The following is a 21,425-nucleotide window of genomic DNA, read 5'->3' as shown; positions in this document are numbered from 1 at the left end:
CTCAGCGGCGCACGCGGTAGGTGAGGTGGGTGCACGTCCGGCTCGCCTCGACCGACGTCTGCTCGAGCCGGTGCCGGCCGGCGCCGGGAAACAGCGGGGTGCCGCCGCCCAGGACCGCCGGGGCGAGGTGCAGGCGCAGCTCGTCGAGCAGCCCGTCCCGCAGGCACGAGCCGACCAGCGCCCCGCCGCCCATGACGAAGACGTCGAGGTCGCCGGCGGCCTGGCGGGCCTGCTGCAGGGCGGCCTCCGGGCCGTCGGTGGCGAACGTGACGTCGTGGGTGGCCGCGAGCCGGTGCTCCGCCGGCGGGCTGCCGGTGACGACGAGGAACGGCGGGCGGGCGTCCAGTGCCGCGCCGTAGCCCATGCCGTCGACCCACCCGCGGTCGACCTCGTCGAAGGTGTGCCGGCCCATGACGACGGCACCGGAGGTGGCGACGTGCCGCTCGAGCACTCCGCGGTCGACGGGGTCGTCGCTGTGCAGCGCCCAGGTGTGGAGGACCTCGACGGCGTCGTCCGGGCCGGCCACGAAGCCGTCGAGGGAGACCGTGATGTCGCCGATGACGAGGGTCATGGGGTGTCGACGTCGCAGGGCTCCCGGACTCATCGCTCGAGGTGGTGTCAAGGGGTGTACCGGATGTGTGGATGAGCCTCTGACCTGCGGATACGGGTCGCAGGACCACCGCGGATCCGCTATTCTTCGTACATGTGTTCGGGTGAGTGGCAGGGCGCGGAGGACGTGCTGGACGACGTCGCCGCGCTCATCGCCGAGCGCAACCGGATCGACGCGGCATTGGCCCGGCGGGTGCGGGCGGCGGAGCTGGCCCAGGCCCCGGAGCGCGACGGGCTGAAGTCCATGAGCTCGTGGCTGCGGGGCACTGCCGGCTCACCGACGCCGCGGCCGCCCGGCTGGTGACCGCCGGGCGGGCGCTGGAGCACCTGCCGACCCTCGCCGAGGCGCATCAGGCCGGCTGGGTGACCGGCGAGCAGGTCGCCGAGGCCGCCCGGATCGTCACTCCCCGCCGGCGGGCGGCGGCGGCCGCGCAGGGGGTGGACCTGGCCGCGATCGACGCCGCGCTGACCCAGGTCGCGGTCGACGGCGAGCACGCCGACCTCGTGCTGGTCGTGCGGCGCTACTGCGACGCCCTCGATCCCGACGGCCCGGAGCCCGATCCGACCGAGGGCCGGTCGCTGACGCTGTCGAAGCACGGCGACGGGAGCCTGTCGTTCCGCGGGCACCTGGACGCCGTGGGTGGGGAGAAGCTGCAGGCGGCGCTGGAGCCGTTCGTGCAACGCGACCGGCCCGCCGGGGATGAGCGCACGCGGTCGCAGCGGCAGGGGGATGCGCTGGTGCAGCTGGCCGACACCTCGCTCGCGTCGGGGGACCTCCCCGTCCTGCGGACCGTGGAGCCGCACGTGGCCGTGCGCGTCGATCTGGACGACCTGGCCGACCCGGCGCCCGGCCCCGGCGCCGCGACGATGGGGTTCGGTGCGGTGATCTCCGCGGCGAAGGCCCGCTGGCTGGCGTGTGACGGGGCCATCTCCCGGGTGGTGTTCGGCCCCGACGGGGTCCCGCTGGACCTGGGCCGCTCGCAGCGGCTGGTCAGCCGGCAGCTGCGCCGGGCGGTGGAGCTGCGCGACGGCGGCTGCGTGTTCGCCGGCTGCTCGGCGCCGAGCCACTGGGCCGACGTGCACCACCTGGTGCACTGGTGGAAGGACCCCCGCGTCCCCCGCCACTCGCCAGCTCGCGGCGGGCCCCTACGCGAGGGCCGACCACCACGGCTTCCGCGTCGAACGCCAACCGGACGGGCGATGGCGCACCCGGCGACCCGATGGCACCGAGATCACCGTCCCCGCACCCCTCGCACCCGCCGCCTGACCGGTCGTGCCTTTGCGCGACCGCTGCCTGCGCTCGTTGGCGCGCCCTCGCGCTGTCGGCTGCTCTGCGCCGCGCTGCTGTGGTGTCCCGGAGCGGCCCACGATGGGACGACGCCACCTGTGAGCCACGGATCGTCGGGAGCCCGGCCTGACCAGCCTCTGCTGATGCTCGACGTCCCCGGGATGGCTGACCACGTGGCTCCGCGCGAGGTTCCGGCACCTGGCCGACCTGGTGGCTGCTCCGGTGACCGCGTCACGCAGCACGCGGTGATCGACGACGATGACCCGGATCATGGCGGCTCCGCCGCTCGGCCTCGCACAGCCGGGGACTCTCGCGTCTGTCAGACCATCTCTCGCTGATGGACTCGTCAGCCGCCGGGCGGTTGACCAGCGGTCACCGAGGCGGGGGTCCGCTCGGTCGCCTTCTCTCGTCCGGGCGGTGCCGACGTCCAGAGATGGGCAGCGGCGGGTGGCCTGTCGACGCCTCCTCCTCGTCCGCGACTTCGGCCGCCTGTGCCGCCGTGCGGGCGAGGAGGCGCATGGAGCGATCCCCGTGTGCCCTCGTCCCGCACGGCGGCGGGGGTGGCCTACTGGAAGGCCACGGGCAGGTCCTGCATCACGGCGGCATCGCAGTCGAACGGTGCCGGCTGCACCTCGGCGATGACGGCCACGGAGACGCCACAGACGTTGGCAGCGACGCCGATCGGGATCTGCACGTTGACGTCCTCGATGTTCACGTTCACGAGCCCGCCGGTGAAGACGGGCTGTGCGCTGGCAGGTGCGGCGAGGGCCACACCCCCGCACCCGAGTGCGGCGACGCTGGCCAGGGTCATGGCAGTGGAACGGATTCGCATCGGTCTTCCTCTCGTCGGGCCCCCGTCGGGAGGCTCTACGACTGACACGCCGCCACCCGCCGCTGATGACGCAGATCGCGGTCACCAGCCGGGGCTTTCGACGTCCGCAGCAGTGCACGCCTGGAGCCGTCGCGGCTCTCCGCCTCTGCGGAGAGCAGCCGGCCATCCACCGGGGACGCGGCTCGTGACCGCAGCAGGGCCATGCCGGTCTCCCGGCCGCTGAGCCGGCACCGGCGCCGGCGGCCGACGACCGGCGACCGTTCGCCGGGCCCGCGTCATCCACGTAGCACCAGCGCGTCAGCGCGGGAGCCGACACAGCACGTCACGCCGGGCCGCGTCACGTCCCATGTCCTGCGGTCGACGTCGTGGAACGCGTAGCGACGCGTCCTGATCGGTGTGGTGCAGGGGATCCAGGCCTGCGGCAACGGCGGGTCTGCAGGTGGTGTCCCAGAGGCCGCCTCCAGGGCGAGTCGCCCTCGTCCCGGAGCGGCGCATCCTGAGGATGCCGCGGTCGTGGCGCGCCGGGCCGTGGTGCCCTGTCCGGCGGCATCGGCGATCCCTAGCGTCGGGCCATGAGTCGGAAGCCACTGCGGTGCCGGTTCGGGTGGCACTCCTACGTCCAGCGACACCCGGACGGGGAGCAGCCGTCGAGTCCGGACGACAAGATCTGCCGGCGGTGCGGGAAGCGCACGGGCGCCCCGTTCGGGAACGCGCCGTGGGTCCTGCCGGGGTGACGCCGCGCCGCTGACACGCGACCCCGCGCGGCAGCCGGCTCGACAGGAGCGCTGCAACCGTGGTTGCATCACCGCCGTGCCGGCCGTCGGGGAGTGGGTGCTGCTCTCGTACCGCCTGCCCCGGGAACCGTCGGGGCCGCGGACGACGCTGTGGCGGCGGCTGCGCCGGCTCGGCGTGGCCCAGCTCGGCGACGGCGTGGTGGCCCTCCCCGCCGACGCGCGCACCCGCGAGTCGCTCGAGTGGCTCGCCGACGACGTGCTCGCCGCCGGTGGCAGCGCCGGGGTCTGGCTCGCCCGCCCGGCCGGCACCGCCCAGGAGCGTGAGCTGGCCACGGGGATGGCCGCGGCCCGGGCGGAGGAGTACCGCGCGTTCACCGCGGACTGCGACGCCGCGCTCGCCGCCCCCGAGGCCGACCGGGCCCGCGCGCTGCGGCGGCTGCGCGGCGAGTGGCGCGCCATCGGCCGCCGCGACTTCTTCCCGCCGGCCGAGCGGGACACGGCCGGCGCGGCGCTCCGGGCGCTGTCCCAGGCGGTCGGCGAGCCGCTCGCGGCCGGGCGGGGGAGCCGGTCGTGAGGTGGGCGACCCGGGCCGGGGTGCACGTCGACCGCGCCGCCTGCGCCTGGCTGATCCGCCGGTTCGTCGACCCCGACGCCGAGTTCGTCTTCGTCTCCGACCCCGCCGACGTCCCGGCCGACGCCACGCCCTTCGACATGCGCGGCGCGGCGCTCGGCCACGTCGGCGGGGACTGCTCGTTCGAGACGATCCTGCGCGTCCACGGCCTGACCGACCCCGCACTGGAGCGGATCGGCGAGATCGTGCACGAGGCCGACCTCGACGACGGCCGCTTCGACGCCCCCGAGGCACCGGGCCTCGACGTCCTGCTGCGCGGCCTGTCGATGACCGGCGACGACGAGCGCACCCTCGCCGTCTCCGGGCCGCTGTTCGACGGGCTCCACGAGTACGTCCGCCGCCGCCTGCTGCTCGGCCGCGAGCCGGCCTGACCCCGACGGAGACCCGTGACCCCCGAGCCACGCCCGACCCCCGCCGAGCCCCGCGCGGCGACGGCGGTGCCGCCGTTCCGCGCCGCCGTCCGCACCTGGTTCCTGGTGTCGCTGCAGACCTTCGGCGGCCCCGCCGGCCAGATCGCCGTCATGCAGCGCGAGCTGGTCGACGAGCGCCGCTGGATCGGGCAGCGCCGGTTCCTGCACGCCATGAACTACTGCATGCTGCTGCCCGGCCCCGAGGCCCAGCAGCTGGCCACCTACGTCGGCTGGCTGCTGCACGGCACGCGTGGCGGCCTGGTCGCCGGCGGGCTGTTCGTCCTCCCCGGCGTCCTCGCGCTGCTGCTCCTGTCGGCGGTCTACGTCGCCTTCGGTGACACCACCGCGGTGGCCGCGCTGTTCGCCGGGCTCGCGCCGGCGGTGGTGGCGATCGTCGCGCAGGCGGTGCATCGGGTGGCCAAGCGCGCGCTCACCAGCCCGCCGCTGGTGGCCATCGCCGTCGCCGCCTTCCTGGCGCTGGCGCTGTTCGCCGTCCCGTTCCCGCTCGTCGTGCTCGCCGCCGGCCTGGCCGGGTGGGTGCTCGGCCGCCGGCGCCCGGCGGCGGTCGCCGAGCCACCCGCCGACGACGGCCCCGCGCCGGTGATCGCCGACGACGCCCTGCACTCCGAGCGCCCGTCGGGCCGCCGCACGCTCACCGTGCTCACCGCCGGGCTGCTCGCGTGGGGCGTGCCGCTGGCCGCCGTCGTCCTGCTCACCGGCCCGGGCAGCACGCTCACCGAGCAGGGCCTGTTCTTCTCCGGCGCCGCGGTGGTCACCTTCGGCGGCGCCTACGCGGTGCTCGCCTACGTCGCGCAGGCCGCCGTCGGCACCTACGGCTGGCTGGCGCCGGGGGAGATGGTGCGCGGGCTGGCGCTGGCCGAGACCACCCCCGGGCCGCTCATCATGGTCGTGCAGTTCGTCGCCTTCCTCGGCGCGTTCCGCGCGCCCGGCGGGCTCGACCCCTGGGCCGCGGCGGTGCTCGCCTCGCTGCTGGTCACCTGGGTGACGTTCGTGCCGAGCTTCCTGTTCGTCCTGCTCGGCGCCCCCTACATCGAACGGCTGCGGGGCAACCGGTCGCTGTCGGCGGCGCTCACCGGCATCACCGCCGCGGTCGTCGGGGTCATCGCCAGCCTCGGCCTCTACTTCGCCGTCCACACGCTGTTCTCCGACACCGTGCGGGTCGGCCCCCTGGCGCTGGAGCTGCCCGACCCCACCGCGGTGCGCCCGGTGGCCTGGGCCGTCGCGGCGCTCGCCGCCGTCCTGCTGTTCCGGCTGCGCTGGTCGGTGCTGCGGACGCTCGGCGTCTGCGCCGTCCTCGGGCTCGCCGCGGGCCTCGCCGGGCTGCCGGTGGCGTGAGCGTGGGTGACCGGCGGCCGGCCGGGTAGGGCTCCGGCCGAGGGCGGCGGGCAGCCCGGCCCGCCCCGGACGGGAGGCAGAGATGGCGATCGCGACGATCAACCCGGCCACCGGCGAGACGCTGAAGACCTACGACCCGCTGTCGGACGACGCCGTCGACGAGAAGATCGGCCGGGCCGCGGCCGCGTACCGCGCCTACCGGCTGACCAGCCCCGAGGAGCGCGTGGGCTGGCTGCGCGCGGCCGCCGACGTGCTCGACGCCGACACCGACACCGTGGCCGCGCTCATGGTCACCGAGATGGGCAAGACGCTGGCCGCGGCGAAGGCCGAGGCGGCCAAGTGCGCGAAGGCGCTGCGGTACTACGCCGAGCACGGCCCGGCGATGCTCGAGCCGAAGCCCGCCGACGCCGCCGCCGTGGGCGCCGAGCGCGCCTTCCTCGTGCACCGGCCGATCGGGGTGGTCCTGGCGATCATGCCGTGGAACTTCCCGCTCTGGCAGGCGATGCGCTTCGCCGCCCCGGCGCTCATGGCCGGCAACGTCGGGCTGCTCAAGCACGCCAGCAACGTGCCGCAGACGGCGCTCTACCTGGAGGAGCTCTTCCGCAAGGCCGGCTTCCCCGCCGACGTCTTCCAGACCCTGCTCATCGGCTCCTCGTCCATCGAGCGGGTGCTGCGCGACGACCGGGTCGCCGCCGCCACGCTCACCGGCAGCGCCCCCGCGGGGCAGTCGGTCGCCGCCATCGCCGGCGACGTGCTCAAGAAGACCGTGCTCGAGCTCGGTGGCAGCGACCCGTTCATCGTCATGCCCTCCGCCGACCTCGACCGCGCCGCCGAGGTGGCCGTCACTGCGCGCTGCCAGAACAACGGGCAGAGCTGCATCGCCGCCAAGCGGTTCTTCGTGCACCGCGACGTCGCCGAGGAGTTCACCCGGCTGTTCGCCGAGAAGCTCGGCGCGCTCACCGTCGGCGACCCGATGGACGAGGGCACCCAGGTCGGCCCGCTGGCCACCGAGTCCGGCCGGGAGGACGTCGAGCGGTACGTGCAGGACGCCGTCGACAAGGGCGCGACCGTCGTCGTCGGCGGGAACCGGCCCGACGGGCCCGGCTGGTACTACGAGCCGACCCTGCTCACCGGGATCACGAAGGAGATGGACCTCTACGACGAGGAGGTCTTCGGCCCGGTGGCCGCGCTGTGGACCGTCGACGGCCTGGAGGAGGCCATCGAGATCGCCAACAGCCACCCCTACGGCCTGGGCGCGAACCTGTGGAGCGAGGACGAGCAGGAGCGCGCGACGTTCGTGCGCGACGTCGAGAGCGGCATGGCGTTCGTCAACGGGATGGTCACCAGCTACCCGGAGCTGCCCTTCGGCGGGGTCAAGCAGAGCGGCTACGGCCGCGAGCTGACCGAGCTCGGCATGTACGAGTTCATGAACGCCACGACCGTGTGGATCGGCCCGCACAGCAGCGAGCAGCGGGAGGGGAACACGGCGACCGCCTCGGAGTGACCCCGGCGTCCCGGGGGTAGCCAGCACCGGTGACGAGGACGACGGACGACCACTTCGTGGCCCAGGCGGTGCACGACCTCGGGACGGCGCTCTGGCTCGGCGGCGCCGTGATGGGGATCGCCGGCGTGAACAAGTCGGGCAGCGACCTGACCTCCGGGATCGACAAGGTCCGGGTGGCCAGCTCGGCCTGGAGCCGGTTCGCGCCGGCGCAGTGGGGCGGCATCGCCGCCACCCTGGGCGCCGGCCTGCAGCTGACCCGCGCCAACCGCGGGCGACTGGCCCTGCAGGCGGGCTACGGGAGGGTCGGTGCGCTCAAGGCGGCGCTGACCGTGGCCGGGGCCGGCGCGACGGCCTACGCCGCCTACACGGGCAAGAAGATCGGGGAGCTGGCCGAGAAGGCCGACCGGGACGGCGGCGTCGACGTCAAGGACGCCACCCTGCCCTCGGCGGGCACCCCGGCGGAGATCGCGACCTGGCAGGGCCGGCAGCGGGTGGCGCAGGCCGCCGTCCCGACACTGGCCGGGGCGGTCGTCGTGTGCAACGCCTGGCTGGTGCAGGCCCAGCGACCGGTCTCCACCGTCCGGGGCGTCCTCGGGCGGCTGCTGCACCGCTGAGGCGGGCCGGGCCTCCGGCCCGTCTCAGCCGCCGTCGGGGTGCTCGGCGCGGACCACCAGCCGGCTGCCGCTCGCGGTGGGGTGCACGGCCAGGGACACGGCGGGGGAGACCTTCTCCGCCAGCCACAGCAGCAGCAGCCGCCGGTCGGCGGGGACCTCGTGCGGGTGCAGCGCCGGGACCGCGCCCCCGACCCCGACCTCGCAGGCGATCGCCGCGCCGTCGCGCGCCACCCGCACCGGCACGCCGTCGGGGTGCCCGGCGAATTCCGCGGCGGTGCGGACCGCCTCGTGCAGGACCAGCACCAGCTCGTCGCGCCGGGTGCCGGACAGGCCGGCGTCGGTCAGGACCGCCGTCCACCACGCGCGGTTGCCCACCGAGGCGTGCGGGTCGAGCGTGCCCTCCGCCAGCGCCGTGCCGGCGGCCGGCCGCGGTGCCACCTCCAGGTCGGGGTTGGGCAGGTCGGTGCCCGAGCACCACAGCAGCGGGTGGGTGCTGCGGGCCGTCGCGACGGCGTCCGGCTCGAGGACGGCGGTGTCGAGCAGGCAGGTCACCTCGACCGGCCGGACCGCCACGGCGACGGTGACCTCGTGCTCCGCGCCGCGCCAGCGGGCGAGGTCGGACACCAGCGCGAGGGGCGGCTGGACGAGCACCACGACCGGGGCCGCCGACCCCGGGTGCCGCAGCCGGGACCACTCGTCGGCGAGTTCCGCGGGCGGGACCTGCAGCACCCGCTGCTGCGGCGCGAAGGTCACCGGCGTGCCGGGCACGGCCTCGGCGAGTGCCCGCCGGACGACGTCGTCGACGTGGGCCACCACCGGCGACCCCGCTGCGACCGCGCGGCGGCAGAACTCGACGGCGAGCCGGCCGGCCTCCTCGGCTCCGGTGGAGAAGGCGCACCGGTGCACCGGGAGGGGTGTCGCGGTCACCGCTCCGCCCCGCCGCCGTCCGCCAGCCGTACCTCGCGGCCCGGGTGCCGCCCGGCCATCAGGGTGATCAGCCGCCCGGTCAGCCGCGAGGCGCCGACCAGCGTCAGCCCCGGCGGGCCGGCGGCGGCGGCGACCAGCGCGTCGGCGGCACCCACGTCGAGGAACCGCAGGTCCGTCACGTCCCAGGTCGCCGGCCGCGCGGAGACCTGCAGGGTGGCCCCGAGGACGGCGCGCAGCGCGTCGGCGTTGGCCGAGTCCAGCTCACCGGCCATCCGCAGCACCGTCCCGGCGACGACGAGCCGGAAGACCCCGTCGTCGTACTCGGCCCGGGCGTCGTGCTCGTGGTCGTGCAGCTGCGTGAGCTGCTCCCGCTGGCCGGGCACGAGCAGGTCCCGGAAGTAGGGGCAGAGCACGGTGAGCGGCAGGTGGGCGACCAGCTCGGTCACCACCGCCTCGAACGGGTTGCCCCCGGCGGAGGTGAGCGCGCCGCTGAACCGGACGCCGGGCCAGCCCTCGGCGACCGCGCCGGTGATCGCGGCGCGGACGGCGTCCGGGTCCGGCGGCAGGATCCGGACCGGTCGATCGAGGGCCTGCGCCGACGTGGCGCCCGGGTGACCCGAGCCGAGCAGCCCCTGCCGGCGCAGCCGGGTCCACATCCGCTCCTCGCGGGACCCCAGGCCCACCAGCAGCACCTGCTCACCGCGGCGCACGCCCTCGGCGACGAAGTCGCCGACCACCTGGGCGTGCGCCTCCTCGCTGTCGAGGACCACCCAGTCGTGCCGGCCGGCGCTCGTCCGCTCAGGGGCCATCGGGAGCCCGCCCGTCGCTCCCCGCGGCGACCGGACGCGGCGTCTCGCCGGTCTCGGTGACCAGCGCGGCGACGTCGCGGACCTTGCGGTGGGTGTCCTGGGAGGCGCGCACGAGGATGCCGAAGGCGGTGTCGGCGGTGATGCGGTAGCGCTCCATCAGCACCCCCTTCGCCTGCCCGATGAGGTCGCGGCTGTCCAGCGCCACGGCCAGGTTCGTGGTCCGCCGCACGGTGTGCAGCGCCAGCGCGGCCTGCCCGGCCACCGGCACCAGCGTCGCGCGGTCGGCGCCGTGGCCGGTGGCGTACACCGACAGCGCGCCGATCACCTCGGTGCCGGTGTCGAGGGGCAGGCAGGTGGCCGCCCGCACGCCCGCGGCGGCGGCCGCCTGCGCCAGCGCCGGCCACCGCAGGTCGCGGCCGAGGTCGCCGCTGCCGGACGGGGTGCCGGACAGGGCCGTCAGGAGCGGCCCCTGCCCGCGGCCGACCTGTCCGGCGTCCAGCGCCGCCGCGGGGCCGGCGTCCCCCCGGGGCGGGACCGGTCGGCGGCCGGTGCCGAGCAGGGTCAGCGACACCGACGACCCCGGCGGCAGCAGGGTCGCCACGTCGTCGAGCACGGCCCGGACGGCGGCATCCGGGTCCTCGGCGGCGTGCCAGCGGCGGGCCGCCGCCAGCAGCCAGCCGGTGAGTTCGGGTCGGGGACGGGGGACGGCTACGGTGGTCACAGGGTGCACCGCGGCACCTCCAGCCGGACGTGGCTCCGGTCGCGACGTGGGCGGAGGCGCTCCGTGGTTCGACGCGCTCCCCCCTCCGGGTGCGCTTGATCGTGCCACCCGGACGGGCGACACGCCCACGACTCGCTCACCAGAGTGACGTGGTGCACACGCAGCGCGGTGGCCGGGACCGGCTAGCGTCGGGGCGGTGACCGGCACCGTCCGCGACGCCACCCCCGGCGACGCCGCCGCGTGCGCCGCCGTCTACACCCCCTACGTCACCGGCACCGCCGTCTCCTTCGAGACCACCCCGCCGACGGTGGCGGAGATGGCGACGCGGATCGCCGCCGCCCAGGAGCGCCACGCCTGGCTGGTGCTCGAGGCCGACTGCGCGGTGCGCGGCTTCGCGTACGGCGGGCCCTTCACGGGCCGCGCCGCCTACCGCTGGTCCTGCGCGGTGAGCGTGTACCTGGAGCCCGGCCGCCGGCGCACCGGCGCCGGCCGGGCGCTGTACGACGCGCTGCTCGAGCGCCTCGCCGGCCGCGGGTACCTCGTCGCGCTGGCCGGCGTCGCGCTGCCCAACGACGCCAGCCTCGGCCTGCACCGCGCCCTCGGCTTCGAGCCGGTGGGCACCTACCGGCGGGTCGGCTGGAAGGACGGCGCCTGGCGCGACGTCACCTGGCTGCAGCGCGACCTCGGTCCCGGACCCGCCGACGGCGTGCCGCCCGCCGAGCCGCGCTGAGCTGCACGCCCTACCCTCCGCCCGTCGGGACCGACGGGGAGGACGACGTGCGCACGCTGCTGACCAACTTCCGGAACTTCGCCTTCTCGGGCAGCCTGGTCGACCTCGCGGTCGGCCTGGCGATCGGGGCGGCCTTCGCCACCGTGGTCGAGTCGCTGGTCGGCGACGTGATCCTGCCGCTGGTGGCGGCGGTCTTCGGCCAGCCGGACTTCGACGCCCTCGTGCTCACCGTCAACGGCGCGCAGATCCGCTACGGGTCGTTCCTCACCGCGTTCGTGTCGTTCCTGCTGCTCGCGGTGACGATCATGTTCCTGGTGCAGGCGATCCGCCGGGCCACCGGCCGGGAGACCGCCGGCGCGCAGGGCAACCGGGAGTGCGACCACTGCAAGAGCTTCATCCCCGTGGACGCCTCGGTCTGCATGTTCTGCACGCGCGACGTCGAACCCGTCGTCCCCTGACCGCGTGCCGCCCTGCCCGGGAAACCGGGCGACGGGCGGGCGGGCCGGTGCCAGCATGCGGGGTGTGGACCTGCTCTCGTCGCTGCCGGCGTTCCTCCTGGCGGTGGTGCTCATCTCGGCCTCGCCGGGGCCGGCGATGGCCCTGATCCTGCGCCGGGCCGCACTGCGCGGGTTCCGCGCGACGGTCCCGACCGTGCTGGGCCTGGAGCTCGGCCTCTACGCGTGGGCGCTGCTCGCCGCGGCCGGGTTCGCCGCGCTGGTCGCCGCCTCCGAGGTCGCCTTCCTGGTGCTGCGGGTCGTGGGCGCCGTCGTGCTGGTCTGGTTGGGCCTGCAGGCGTGGCGCTCGGCGTGGCGGGAGCACCGCGCCGCCGCCGCGGGCCCGCTGGTGCCGGTACCGCCGCCCGTCGGGCGCCGCGGCCGGTGGGTGGCGTTCGGCGAGGGGCTGCTCGTGCAGCTCGCCAACCCGAAGGCCGCCGTCTTCATGATCGCCTTCTACCCGCAGTTCGTGCCGGCCGACCGGCCGCTGTTCGCCACCACCGCGGTGCTGGCGCTGCTGCAGGTCGCGATCGAGCTGGTGCTGTACCTGTCGCTGGCCGCCGGGGTGGCCCGCGCCGGTGGGTGGTTCCGGCGGCGGCGGGTGCGGCAGGCGCTGGAGACGGCCAGCGGCACCGCCCTCGTCGGCCTCGGCGTCCGGGTGGCGGTGTCCTCCCGGTGACCTCCCGCTGACCTCCCGCCGACCTCCCGTGGACCCCGTCCGCGGCCGGGCGCCACCCGCTACGGTCTGCGCCGGCACCGACGGGACGGGGAGGGCGCGTGACCACACCGGTCAGGCACGGTCAGGGGACGCTGGCCACGGGGCAGTACTGGCAGGGCTGGGCGGTGCCCGACCCGGTCGGCGTCGTGGTGCTGGTGCACGGTGCCCACGAGCACGGCGGCCGGTACGCGCACGTCGCCGAGCGGCTCGGCGCCGCCGGGTACGCGTCCTACGCCCCCGACCACCCCGGCCACGGCCGCTCCCCGGGCCGCCGCGGCGACATCCGCAGCCTGGCCGCGGCCGTCGAGGGCGTCGCGCAGACCGCCCGGGCGGCCGCCGACCGCCACCCCGGCGTCCCGCTGTTCGTCTACGGGCACAGCCTCGGCGGCCTGGTGGCGCTGCAGTACCTCACCGGCACGCCGCACGAGCGCGTCGCCGGTGCGGTCGTCTCCGCGCCGGCCCTCGACACCAGCACCGCCACCCCGGCGCAGCGCGCGCTCGCGCCGGTGCTCGCCCGGGTCGCCCCCGGCCTCGGCGTGCTCACCCTCGACGCCGAGACGGTCAGCCGCGACCCCGAGGTGGTGGCCGCCTACCGGGCCGACCCGCTCAACCACACCGGGAAGATGGTCGCCCGCACCGGCACCGAGATCATGCTCGGCGCCGCCGGCATGCCCGCCCGGCTGCGGGACCTGCGGCTGCCGCTGCTGGTGCTCCACGGCGGCGACGACCGGCTGATGCCGCCGTCGGCCAGCGACGTCGTGCGGCAGCACGCCGGGTCCCCGGACCTCACGGTGCGCCTCTACGACGGGCTCTACCACGAGCCGCACAACGAGCCGGAGAAGGACCGGGTGCTCGACGACGTCGTCGCCTGGCTCGACGCCCACCGCGGGAGCTGACGCGCTCGCGCGGCGGCGGCCGCCGGTCCGTGACAGGGTCCCGGGCAGCGGGGCCGAGCGACGGACGGGAGGAACGGTGACCCACGCCCTCGGCGACGGGCTGCGCCTGCTGCGCGCCTTCGCCACCAACCCGCGGCAGATCGGCGCGGTGCTGCCCACCTCGCGCACCGCGGTGCGCGCCATGCTCGACCTCGCCGACGTCCCGTCGGCCGGGCTCGTGGTGGAGCTCGGTGCCGGCACCGGGGTGGCCACCCGGGAGCTCCTCGCCCGGCTCGGGCCCGCCGCCCGGCTGGTCGCCGTCGAGATCGAGCCGCGGCTGGCCCGCCTGCTCACCGAGCGGTTCGGCGACCCGCGGCTGCAGGTGGTGTGCGGCTCCGCCGAGGACCTCGACGCCCACCTCGACGGCGAGCGGGCCGACGTCGTCGTCTCGATGCTGCCGTTCACCTCGCTGGAGGCAGGGCTGCGACGCCGGCTGCTCGACGTGCTGCCGCGCGCGCTGCGCCCCGGCGGGACGGCGCTGGTCATCCAGTACTCGCCGCTGGTGCGCGGCGAGCTGCGCCGCCGGTTCGCCGCGGTGCGCACCGTCGTCACGCCGTGGAACGTGCCGCCGGCCTTCCTGTTCGCCTGCACCGGCCCGGGAGCGCCCGCCGCCGGGCGATGAGTCGCCGCCGGCAGGCCGGTCCTCCCGACATGACGACCGGACGGATCGACCCCCGCTACGGCGACGCCTCGGCCTCCGCACCACCGTGGGCCGACGTCGAACGGCTGCTCGCCGACGCGCAGCTCTACTGGATCGTCACCGTCCGCGCCGACGGACGCCCCCACGCCGTCCCGCTGGTCGGCGTCTGGCACGACGGCGCCTTCGCCTTCTGCACCGGCGCCGCCGAGCAGAAGCGGCGCAACCTCGAGACCAACCCGCACGTGGCCGTGACCACCGGCAGCACCGGCGCGCACGGCTGGGACAGCGGCCGGGACGTCGTGGTCGAGGGCACCGCGGTGCGGGTGACCGACCCGGGGGCGCTGCAGGCGCTGGCGGCCGCCTGGTACGCCAAGTACGGCGAGGACTGGCACTTCGAGGTCCGGGGCGAGGAGTTCGTCGAGCTCAGCGACTCCGGCGGCGCCACCGAGGGCGGCGCCTGGGTCTACCGGGTCGCGCCGGCGAAGGTGCTCCTCTTCGGCGGGCCGCACGGCCAGACCCGCTACCGCCCCTGACCGGCGCCGTCAGACCGGGCGCGCCGGCAGCAGGTGCTCCTGGTGGTCGAGCTCGCGCTCCAGGGTGCGCAGCCCGTCGTCGGGCAGCCGGCCCAGGTCGCGCCAGCGCAGCAGCTCCTGGCGCTCGGCGTCGATCACCGCCCGGCGCACCCGCAGCGCCGCCTCGTACTCCGGGGACATCGGCACCTCCCCGGCGGCGTCCTCGAGGACCTCCAGCCGCCGCCGGTAGCGGTCCACCCGCGTGCGCAGCGCGGCGCGGATCGACGCGATGGCGGCGTCGTCGACGTGGTCGTGCTGCTCGGCCTGCAGCTCGTCGAGCCGGGTCAGCCCCGCCTCGACGGCGGCGACCCGCGCCTGGTTGCGCAGCCGGGCGGCGTCGGCGGCGTCGGCGCGCAGGCCCAGCCGGCGGACCAGCGGCGCGAACGTGGCGCCCTGGCCGACCAGGGTGACCAGCACGGCGAGGAACGCGCAGAACAGCAGCAGGTCGCGGTCGGGGAAGGGGTCGCCGGTGTCGGTGACCAGCGGGATGGTGAAGACGGCGGCCAGGCTGATGACGCCGCGGGTGCCGGCCCAGCTCAGCACGGTGATCTCCCGGCCGGACAGCCGCGGCGCCGCGGGGGAGCGCCCACCCGGCGGGGTCGTCTCGTCCTCGACCGGCGAGCCGCCCAGGCGCATGTGCAGCGCCTGCGGGGCGTGCTCGGTGAGCCACAGCCACAGCGGCCGCACCAGCAGGACCGCCCCGACGGTGATCGCCGAGGCGACGACCACGGTGGAGGCCGCGTACTGGCCGAGGCCGCGGATGACCGCGGGCAGCTGCTGGCCGATGAGCAGGAAGACGACGCCCTCGAGCAGGAAGTCGACCAGCCGCCACACCGCGTCGGTCTGCAGCCGGGTGGCCCCCGACTGCCAGTACGGCGCGTTGTGCGCGATGACGAGACCGGCGACGACGACGGCCAGCACGCCGGACACGTGCACGCTCTCGGCCAGCAGGTAGGCGACGAACGGCGTGGCCAGGGAGATCGCGTTGGACGTCAGCGGGTCGCGGCGCAGCCGGCGCAGCGGCCGGATGCCGTGGGCGACGAGCAGGCCCGCGGCGACCCCGCCGGCCGCGGCCAGCGCGAACTGGCCCAGCGCGCCCCACGTGGAGAACCCGTCGCCGGAGGCCGCGGCGACCGCGACGGTGAGCAGGGTCAGCGCCGTCGCGTCGTTGAGCAGCCCCTCGCCCTGGATGAGCGTGACCAGCCGCGGGGGCAGGCCGACCCGGCGGCCGACGGCCAGCGCGGCCACCGGGTCCGGCGGGGCGACGGCGGCGCCGAGGGCGATGCCGGCCGCGAGCGTGGCGCCGGGCACCCACAGCGCGAAGCCGGCGCCGATGACCAGCGCGGTGACCAGCACCAGCAGCACCGAGAGCCCGACGACGGTGCGCAGGTTGGCCCGGATCGCGATGAGCGAGGAGTCCAGCGCGGCGCTGTAGAGCAGCGGCGGGATGAGGACGGTGAGGACGACCTCGGGGTCCAGCGTCAGGTTCGGACCGGGCAGCAGCGCGTAGACCAGCCCGGTCACGGTGAGCAGCGCGGCCGCCGGGAGACCGGTCCGTTCGGCCAGCCAGCGGGCCGCGACGATGACCGCGACCGCGGCGAGGGCGAGCAGCAGGACGGTCTCGGGGTGCACCCGCGCATCCTCCCCGAGGGGGCGGCGGTGTCCGTCCCGCCACCCCCGGGCAGGTGCTAGGCGGCGACGGCGTCCATCGCCTCGGCGACCAGGGTGACCGAGCGCAGCCGGGCCTCGGCGGTGGGCGCCTGGTGGGCGACGATCAGCTCGTCGGCGTCGGCCAGCCGCGCGAAGGCGGTCAGCTGCTCGCGCACCTGGTCGGGGGTGCCGGCGGCGGTGTGGGTGAGCATCGAGTCCACGTGCCGGCCGGCGCCGGAGGACAGCAGCAGGTCCGCCTCGTCGTCGGACAGGTCGCGGCCCTGGCCGAACAGGCCCACCGCCAGCCGCCGGCGGGTGGCCGCGAGCCCCGCCTGTGCGGCCTCGGCGCTGTCCGCGGCCAGCGCGTTGACCCCGGCGACGACGTAGGGGGCGTCGAGCTGCTCCGACGGGCGGAAGTCCCGCCGGTAGGCGGCCACGGCCGGCTCGAGCAGCTGCGGCGCGAAGTGCGAGGCGAAGGCGTAGGGCAGACCCAGCGCGGCGGCCAGCCCCGCGCCGAACATCGACGACCCCAGGACGTAGAGCGGCACGTCGGTCCCGCGCCCGGGGACCGCCTGGACGCCGGGGACCCGCGAGCGGCCGGTCAGGTAGCCCTGCAGCTCCAGCACGTCCTGCGGGAAGCGCTCCGCGGCGGCGGGGTCGCGGCGCAGCGCCCAGGCGGTGTTCTGGTCCGAGCCCGGTGCCCGGCCGAGGCCGAGGTCGATGCGGCCCGGGTGCACCGAGGCCAGCGTGCCGAACTGCTCGGCGATCACCAGCGGCGAGTGGTTGGGCAGCATGACCCCACCGGCGCCGAGCCGGATCGTGCGCGTGTGGGCCGCCACGTGGGCGATGAGCACGCTGGTCGCCGAGGAGGCGATGGCCGGCATGTTGTGGTGCTCGGCGTACCAGACCCGCCGGTAGCCGGCCTCCTCCGCGCGCTGCGCGAGGGCCACGCTGGCGGCGATGCTCTCCCCGACGGTCTCCCCGCGGGCGACGGGGGCGAGGTCGAGCACGGACAGCGGGACGCGCATGGGGGAGCTCCTGGGGACGGCGACGACGGTCGTTGCCCGGTGCAACCCCTGGCCCTCCCATGCTCTTCCGGAGCCGCGGCAGTCGGTCGCAAGTCACCGGCAACCGGACCGCGGGACGGTCCGACCGTGACCGCGACCGCCCCGCTGCCGTTCCCCGTCACCCCCCGCCGCCCGGGGGAGCCCGAGGCCGACGTCACGCGCCTGGCGCTGGCCCACCGCGCGCTGCGCGGCGGCTGCCGGCTGCTGGCCGACGTCGCCGCCGAGGTCGCCGGCGGCGCGCCGTGCCCCCCCGAGCGGCGGCGGGCGCTGGTCGCCTTCGGGCGGGCCGTGCTCGGCGAGGTGCGGGCGCACACCGAGCGCGAGGACGCCGTGCTGTGGCCGGTGGTCGCCGCCTGCGCCGGGGCGCACGCCGCCGACCTGGAGCCGCTGACCGAGGACCACGCCGCCCTGCGCGCCCTGATCGGACGGGCGGGGGCGGCGCTGCCCGGGCTCGCCGCCGCGGACCCCGCCGTCGCGGGCACGTCGGCCACCGCCCTCGCGGAGCTGGCCGACGCGCTCGACGAGCACGTCGAGGAGGAGGAGCGGGAGGTCTTCCCGGTGGTGCGCCGGTGCGTGTCGGTGCGGGACCTGGCCCGCTACGAGGCGCGCTGCGCCCGGGGCACCGGCCTGCGGCAGGCGGCGTTCGCGCTGCCGTGGCTCGCCGACACCTGCCGGGACCCCGCCGAGCGGGCCGGGCTGCTGGCCGCGACCCCGGCTCCGCTGCGGGTGGTCCTGCGGCTGGCCGAGCCCGGCTGGCGGCGCCGGCGCGACCTCCTCGTCGGGACCGCCGCCGGCGGTTAGTCGCGCCGGCCGGGCAGGTCGCGGGCGTCGGCGATCCAGCCGGGGTGGCCGGTCCGCGCGGCGACGGCGACGGCGACCTCGCGGTGCGCCGCGGCCGCGGCCAGGTCACCGCGCGCGGCGGCCAGCCGGGCCAGCAGGGTCGCCGTCGGGCCGAGCGCCATCTGGGCGGTGTGCGTCCCGCAGACGGTGTCCCGGTAGGGGAGCAGCTCGGTCTCGGCCTCGGCCATCCGCGCGGCGTCGCCGAGGGCCAGCCCCACCAGGCCGCGGCAGTACTGCAGGAACGGGGTGAACAGGTCCCGCACCACGCGGTGGCGCGACGGGCCCATCGACCGCGCCTCCTCCGCCCGCCCGGCCAGCACCAGGGCCAGCGCCTGCATCTCGGCCGCGAGCTCCGGCGAGATCGGTGCGAGGGCGGCCATCTCCTCCGGCGGGACCGTCCAGGCGCCGGGGTCGGCGAGCTGCAGGGAGAGCTGGGTGGTCAGCCGCAGCGCCCGCGCGACCTGCGGGTAGTAGCCGGCGTCGAGCAGGGCCTGCTCGGCCACGTCGTAGGCGGCCTCGGCGTCGGCCGTGCGCCCGGCGACGGCGGCGCGCAGGCCGGCGTAGCAGCGGGCGATGCCGTGCAGCAGCGGCAGCCCGTAGGCCGACGACAGCCGCTCGGCCTCCCGGGCGTGCACGTCGGCGGCCTCGAGGTCGAGCACGGTGCAGGCGTCCTGCAGCAGCACCAGCCGCGCCACCGCCTCGAACAGGCCGAAGCCCTCGCGCTGGGCGACGGCGAGCAGTTCGGTGCCCAGCGCCGTGGCCTCGCTGCGGTCGGTCCCGCGCACGGCGTGGAACTGCCGGACGGTCAGGGCGTGGGCCAGCGCCAGCGGGTCCCCGCCGAGGCGGGCGTCGGCCAGCGCCCGCGCGGAGACCTCGACGGCGCGGTCCTCGTGCCGCTCCTCGAGCTCGACGGCGAGCACCGTCAGCAGCCGGGCGCGCTGGGGGTCCCCCGCGGGCAGGGCGGCGACGGTGCGCTCGGTGCGCTCGACGAACCGGTCGTCGACGGGGTCGACCCAGGCGTTCCAGAAGGTCGGCACGTCCGAGGACAGCAGCACCGAGGCGGTCAGCGCGGGCGGCGCGTCCTCGGGCAGCGCCGCCAGCGCCCGGGTGCGCAGCGCGCGCGCCTCCCCGACGGCGCCGGCCAGCGCGGTGGCGTGCGCCTGGGCGCCCAGCAGCCGGGCGAGGGCCGCCCCGTCGCCGGGCCGGGCCGTCGCGGTGGCCTCGGCCGCCCGGCCCCACATGACCGCGGCGTCGGCGTGGGCGAAGCGGCGCTCGGCGAGCTCGGCGGCGGCCTGCGCCCAGCGCCCCGCGGCCGCGGCCGACCCCGGCCCGGCCGCGGCGGTGTGGTGGGCGAGCGCCGTGACGTCGTCGGGCCGCAGGCGCTCCAGGACGGCGGCCACCCGGCCGTGCAGCCGGGTGCGGCGCAGCGAGGACAGGTCCTCGTAGAGGGTGTCGCGGACCAGGGCGTGCACGAAGCGCAGCCGCCCGGCGCCGGGCTCGACCAGCAGCCCGCTGACCAGCGCCGTCTCCAGCGCCTCGACCAGCGCGTCCTCGTCGTCGGCGCCGTCGGCCGGGACGGCCGCGGCCAGCAGCACCTCGGCGTCGACGTCGCGGCCGAGGACGGCGGCCAGCCGCAGCAGGGTGCCGGTGCGCGCGGGCAGCGTGGCCAGCCGGTGCCGGACGACGTCGCGCACGGTGCCGGGGACGGCGTCGACGTCGGCGCCGGCGTCGACCAGCCGCAGCAGCTCGCGCACGTAGAACGGGTTGCCGTCGGCGCGGGCGGCGATCGCGGCGCGGGTGCGGCCGTCGACCGGCGTGAGCGCCCAGTCCTCCACCAGCGCGTCGACGGCGCCGCGGTCCAGGCCGCGCAGCGACAGGCCGAGCGGCGAGCGGCGGGCGAGGGCGGCCAGGACGTCGGCCAGCCCGCCGCTCTCCTCGGCGCGGTGCCCGGCGACCACCAGCACCGGGCACCCGGCCAGCGCCGGCAGCAGGTCCAGCAGCAGGGCGGTGGTCTCGCGGTCGGCGCGGTGCAGGTCGTCGACGGTGACCAGCAGCGGCGTGGCCGAGGCGACGGCGGAGAGCCAGCCGGCCACCGCGCGGTGCAGCCGGAACCGGTTGCCGGTCGGGTCACCGCCGGTGTCGGCGGGGGCGTCGTCGGTCAGCAGCCGGGCCAGCGGCGCGGGGTCCGCGGGCGGGACGGTGGCGGCCAGCGCGCGCAGCGCGGCGGCCCACGGCCACGCGGGCGGCGCGCCGTCGGTCTCCGGGCAGGACACCGCGAGCGTGGTCCAGCCCCGCCCGGCGTACTGCGCGCGCAGGTGGTCGAGCACGGTGGACTTCCCGCTGCCGGCCTCCCCGGCGAGCACGGCGACCTGCAGCCGGCCCTCCGCGGCGCGGGCCGCCGCCGCGTCCAGCGCGGCGAGCTCGGCGTCCCGGCCGACCGGGCGGGGCACCTCCGGCGTCGGCCCGGGGACCGGCACGGGGACCGGTGCGGGCTCGGCGGCGACCGGCCCGGGTCGGCCGACGGCGGGGGCCGGCGGGCGTGCGGGCAGCAGGGACGGCGACTGGGCCAGCACCGCCTCCTCCAGCGCCCGCAGCTCCGGGCCGGGGTCGACGCCGAGCTCGTCGGCCAGCCGCGTGCGGACGTCGCGCAGCGCGGCCAGCGCCTCGCCCTGCCGGCCGGCGCGGTAGAGCCCGAGCGCCAGCAGCCGCCAGCCCTCCTCGCGCAGCGGGTGCTCGGCCACGTGGGCGCGCAGCAGCGGCAGCGGGTCGCGCCCGCCGGGGGCGTCGAGGGCCACCGCGGCGCGCCGCTCGATCGCCGTCAGGCGCAGCTCGTCGAGGCGGGCGGCCTCCGGCGCGGCCCACGGCTCGTCGGCGTACTCGGCGTAGGCCGGGCCCCGCCACAGGTCGATCGCGGCGCTGTAGCGGTCCCGGGCCGCACCCGGGTCGGTCGCGGCGAGCCGGTCGCCCTCGTCGAGCAGCCGCAGCGCCTGCAGCACGTCGACGGCGTCCTCGTCGGGGCGCAGGGCGTAGCCGGGCGGCACGGTGACCAGCAGCCGGGCCGGCGTCCGCGGCGCGCGGCCGGGCTCGAGGATGCGGCGCAGGTGGCTGACGTGGGCCTGCAGGGACCCCATCGCGTCGGCGGGGGAGGCGGCCCGCCACAGGTCGGCGACCAGCATCTCGGCCGGGACCATGCGGCCACCGGCGACCAGCAGCCGGGCGATCACCGACCGCTGCCGGCGACCCCCGAGGTCGAGGGGCACCCCGTCCCGGACGGCGCCGACCTCACCCAACACCCGGAACGAGACGGTTCCGGCACCCCCCGTGCCCATGACGGCGAGAGCATA

The 21,425-nt window shown here is 77.1% G+C and carries 22 protein-coding genes; 14 read left to right on the top strand and 8 right to left on the bottom strand.

Annotation, left to right across the window (positions count from 1 at the left end):
- Window position 1: 1 nt before the first annotated feature.
- On the bottom strand, window positions 2-571 hold the full coding sequence (locus ACI780_RS19045) for a dihydrofolate reductase family protein (protein ID WP_456868840.1): 570 nt from the start codon (window positions 569-571) through the stop codon (window positions 2-4).
- Window positions 572-703: 132 nt separating this feature from the next.
- On the opposite strand from ACI780_RS19045, the gene ACI780_RS19040 reads away from it, so the two are divergent.
- Together ACI780_RS19040 and ACI780_RS19035 are read left to right on the top strand one after the other, a co-directional pair.
- A complete protein-coding gene (locus ACI780_RS19040; protein WP_457004943.1) occupies window positions 704-913 on the top strand; it encodes a hypothetical protein in 210 nt (69 codons plus the stop codon).
- Window positions 862-2,235 (top strand): DUF222 domain-containing protein, encoded by a 1,374-nt coding sequence (locus ACI780_RS19035; RefSeq protein WP_457004941.1) that lies wholly within the window; start codon window positions 862-864, stop codon window positions 2,233-2,235. The genes ACI780_RS19040 and ACI780_RS19035 overlap by 52 nt, the downstream gene beginning before the upstream one ends.
- A 227-nt stretch (window positions 2,236-2,462) precedes the next feature.
- Here ACI780_RS19035 and ACI780_RS19030 read toward each other — a convergent pair whose 3' ends face one another.
- Entirely contained in the window at window positions 2,463-2,708 is a 246-nt protein-coding gene (locus ACI780_RS19030; RefSeq protein WP_456868838.1) for a hypothetical protein, read from the bottom strand.
- Window positions 2,709-3,539: 831 nt separating this feature from the next.
- Here ACI780_RS19030 and ACI780_RS19025 point away from each other — a divergent pair.
- The 5 genes from ACI780_RS19025 to ACI780_RS19005 all read left to right on the top strand — a co-directional run bounded on the left by ACI780_RS19025 (window position 3,540) and on the right by ACI780_RS19005 (window position 7,978).
- Window positions 3,540-4,037 (top strand): Chromate resistance protein ChrB, encoded by a 498-nt coding sequence (locus tag ACI780_RS19025; RefSeq protein WP_457004939.1) that lies wholly within the window; start codon window positions 3,540-3,542, stop codon window positions 4,035-4,037.
- On the top strand, window positions 4,034-4,465 hold the full coding sequence (locus ACI780_RS19020) for a chromate resistance protein ChrB domain-containing protein (RefSeq protein WP_456868836.1): 432 nt from the start codon (window positions 4,034-4,036) through the stop codon (window positions 4,463-4,465). The genes ACI780_RS19025 and ACI780_RS19020 overlap by 4 nt, the downstream gene beginning before the upstream one ends.
- A gap of 15 nt (window positions 4,466-4,480) precedes the next feature.
- Window positions 4,481-5,860, top strand: a complete 1,380-nt coding sequence (chrA, locus tag ACI780_RS19015; RefSeq protein ID WP_456868835.1) for a chromate efflux transporter — start codon at window positions 4,481-4,483, stop codon at window positions 5,858-5,860.
- Between the two features lie 82 nt (window positions 5,861-5,942).
- Window positions 5,943-7,364 carry an NADP-dependent succinic semialdehyde dehydrogenase gene (locus ACI780_RS19010; protein WP_456868834.1) on the top strand — a complete coding sequence of 474 codons (1,422 nt, stop codon included), beginning with the start codon at window positions 5,943-5,945 and terminating at the stop codon, window positions 7,362-7,364.
- Between the two features lie 29 nt (window positions 7,365-7,393).
- On the top strand, window positions 7,394-7,978 hold the full coding sequence (locus ACI780_RS19005) for a hypothetical protein (protein WP_457004936.1): 585 nt from the start codon (window positions 7,394-7,396) through the stop codon (window positions 7,976-7,978).
- 24 nt (window positions 7,979-8,002) lie between these two features.
- Here ACI780_RS19005 and ACI780_RS19000 read toward each other — a convergent pair whose 3' ends face one another.
- From ACI780_RS19000 to ACI780_RS18990, 3 genes are read right to left on the bottom strand one after another with little or no spacing between them, the layout of a single operon-like run.
- Entirely contained in the window at window positions 8,003-8,905 is a 903-nt protein-coding gene (locus ACI780_RS19000; RefSeq protein WP_457004934.1) for a hypothetical protein, read from the bottom strand.
- Window positions 8,902-9,714 carry an MEDS domain-containing protein gene (locus ACI780_RS18995; protein ID WP_457004932.1) on the bottom strand — a complete coding sequence of 271 codons (813 nt, stop codon included), beginning with the start codon at window positions 9,712-9,714 and terminating at the stop codon, window positions 8,902-8,904. The genes ACI780_RS19000 and ACI780_RS18995 overlap by 4 nt, the downstream gene beginning before the upstream one ends.
- Window positions 9,704-10,435: an ANTAR domain-containing protein gene (locus tag ACI780_RS18990; protein ID WP_457004930.1), complete on the bottom strand. Its 732-nt coding sequence runs from the start codon at window positions 10,433-10,435 to the stop codon at window positions 9,704-9,706. The genes ACI780_RS18995 and ACI780_RS18990 overlap by 11 nt, the downstream gene beginning before the upstream one ends.
- Window positions 10,436-10,631: 196 nt before the next feature.
- On the opposite strand from ACI780_RS18990, the gene ACI780_RS18985 reads away from it, so the two are divergent.
- The 6 genes from ACI780_RS18985 to ACI780_RS18960 all read left to right on the top strand — a co-directional run bounded on the left by ACI780_RS18985 (window position 10,632) and on the right by ACI780_RS18960 (window position 14,485).
- Entirely contained in the window at window positions 10,632-11,165 is a 534-nt protein-coding gene (locus ACI780_RS18985; protein WP_457004928.1) for an N-acetyltransferase family protein, read from the top strand.
- A 47-nt stretch (window positions 11,166-11,212) separates the two neighbouring features.
- The gene (gene mscL / locus ACI780_RS18980) at window positions 11,213-11,623 is read left to right on the top strand and encodes a large conductance mechanosensitive channel protein MscL (protein WP_456868828.1); all 411 of its coding nucleotides are present in this window, start codon (window positions 11,213-11,215) and stop codon (window positions 11,621-11,623) included.
- A gap of 64 nt (window positions 11,624-11,687) precedes the next feature.
- Complete coding sequence (locus tag ACI780_RS18975) at window positions 11,688-12,338, top strand: LysE family translocator (RefSeq protein ID WP_457004926.1); 651 nt, start codon at window positions 11,688-11,690, stop codon at window positions 12,336-12,338.
- Window positions 12,339-12,436: 98 nt separating this feature from the next.
- Window positions 12,437-13,273 (top strand): alpha/beta hydrolase, encoded by an 837-nt coding sequence (locus tag ACI780_RS18970; RefSeq protein ID WP_456868826.1) that lies wholly within the window; start codon window positions 12,437-12,439, stop codon window positions 13,271-13,273.
- A 76-nt stretch (window positions 13,274-13,349) separates the two neighbouring features.
- A complete protein-coding gene (locus ACI780_RS18965) occupies window positions 13,350-13,934 on the top strand; it encodes a class I SAM-dependent methyltransferase (protein ID WP_456868825.1) in 585 nt (194 codons plus the stop codon).
- A 29-nt stretch (window positions 13,935-13,963) separates the two neighbouring features.
- Window positions 13,964-14,485 carry a pyridoxamine 5'-phosphate oxidase family protein gene (locus ACI780_RS18960; protein ID WP_457004923.1) on the top strand — a complete coding sequence of 174 codons (522 nt, stop codon included), beginning with the start codon at window positions 13,964-13,966 and terminating at the stop codon, window positions 14,483-14,485.
- 9 nt (window positions 14,486-14,494) lie between these two features.
- Here ACI780_RS18960 and ACI780_RS18955 read toward each other — a convergent pair whose 3' ends face one another.
- Window positions 14,495-16,156, bottom strand: a complete 1,662-nt coding sequence (locus ACI780_RS18955; protein ID WP_457004921.1) for a Na+/H+ antiporter — start codon at window positions 16,154-16,156, stop codon at window positions 14,495-14,497.
- 56 nt (window positions 16,157-16,212) lie between these two features.
- Entirely contained in the window at window positions 16,213-17,202 is a 990-nt protein-coding gene (locus ACI780_RS18950) for an LLM class flavin-dependent oxidoreductase (protein WP_456868823.1), read from the bottom strand.
- A gap of 126 nt (window positions 17,203-17,328) precedes the next feature.
- Between ACI780_RS18950 and ACI780_RS18945 the strand changes: the two genes are divergently transcribed.
- Window positions 17,329-18,042, top strand: coding sequence for a hemerythrin domain-containing protein (locus ACI780_RS18945; RefSeq protein ID WP_457004919.1), 714 nt, complete (start codon window positions 17,329-17,331; stop codon window positions 18,040-18,042).
- On the opposite strand, the gene ACI780_RS18940 is transcribed toward ACI780_RS18945, so the two are convergent.
- Entirely contained in the window at window positions 18,039-21,374 is a 3,336-nt protein-coding gene (locus ACI780_RS18940; protein ID WP_457004917.1) for a BTAD domain-containing putative transcriptional regulator, read from the bottom strand. The two genes, ACI780_RS18945 and ACI780_RS18940, sit on opposite strands and share 4 nt — an antisense overlap.
- Window positions 21,375-21,425: the final 51 nt, after the last annotated feature.

Source organism: Geodermatophilus sp. SYSU D00814, assembly GCF_054050055.1.
This window is presented reverse-complemented; position numbering and strand designations above follow the sequence as displayed.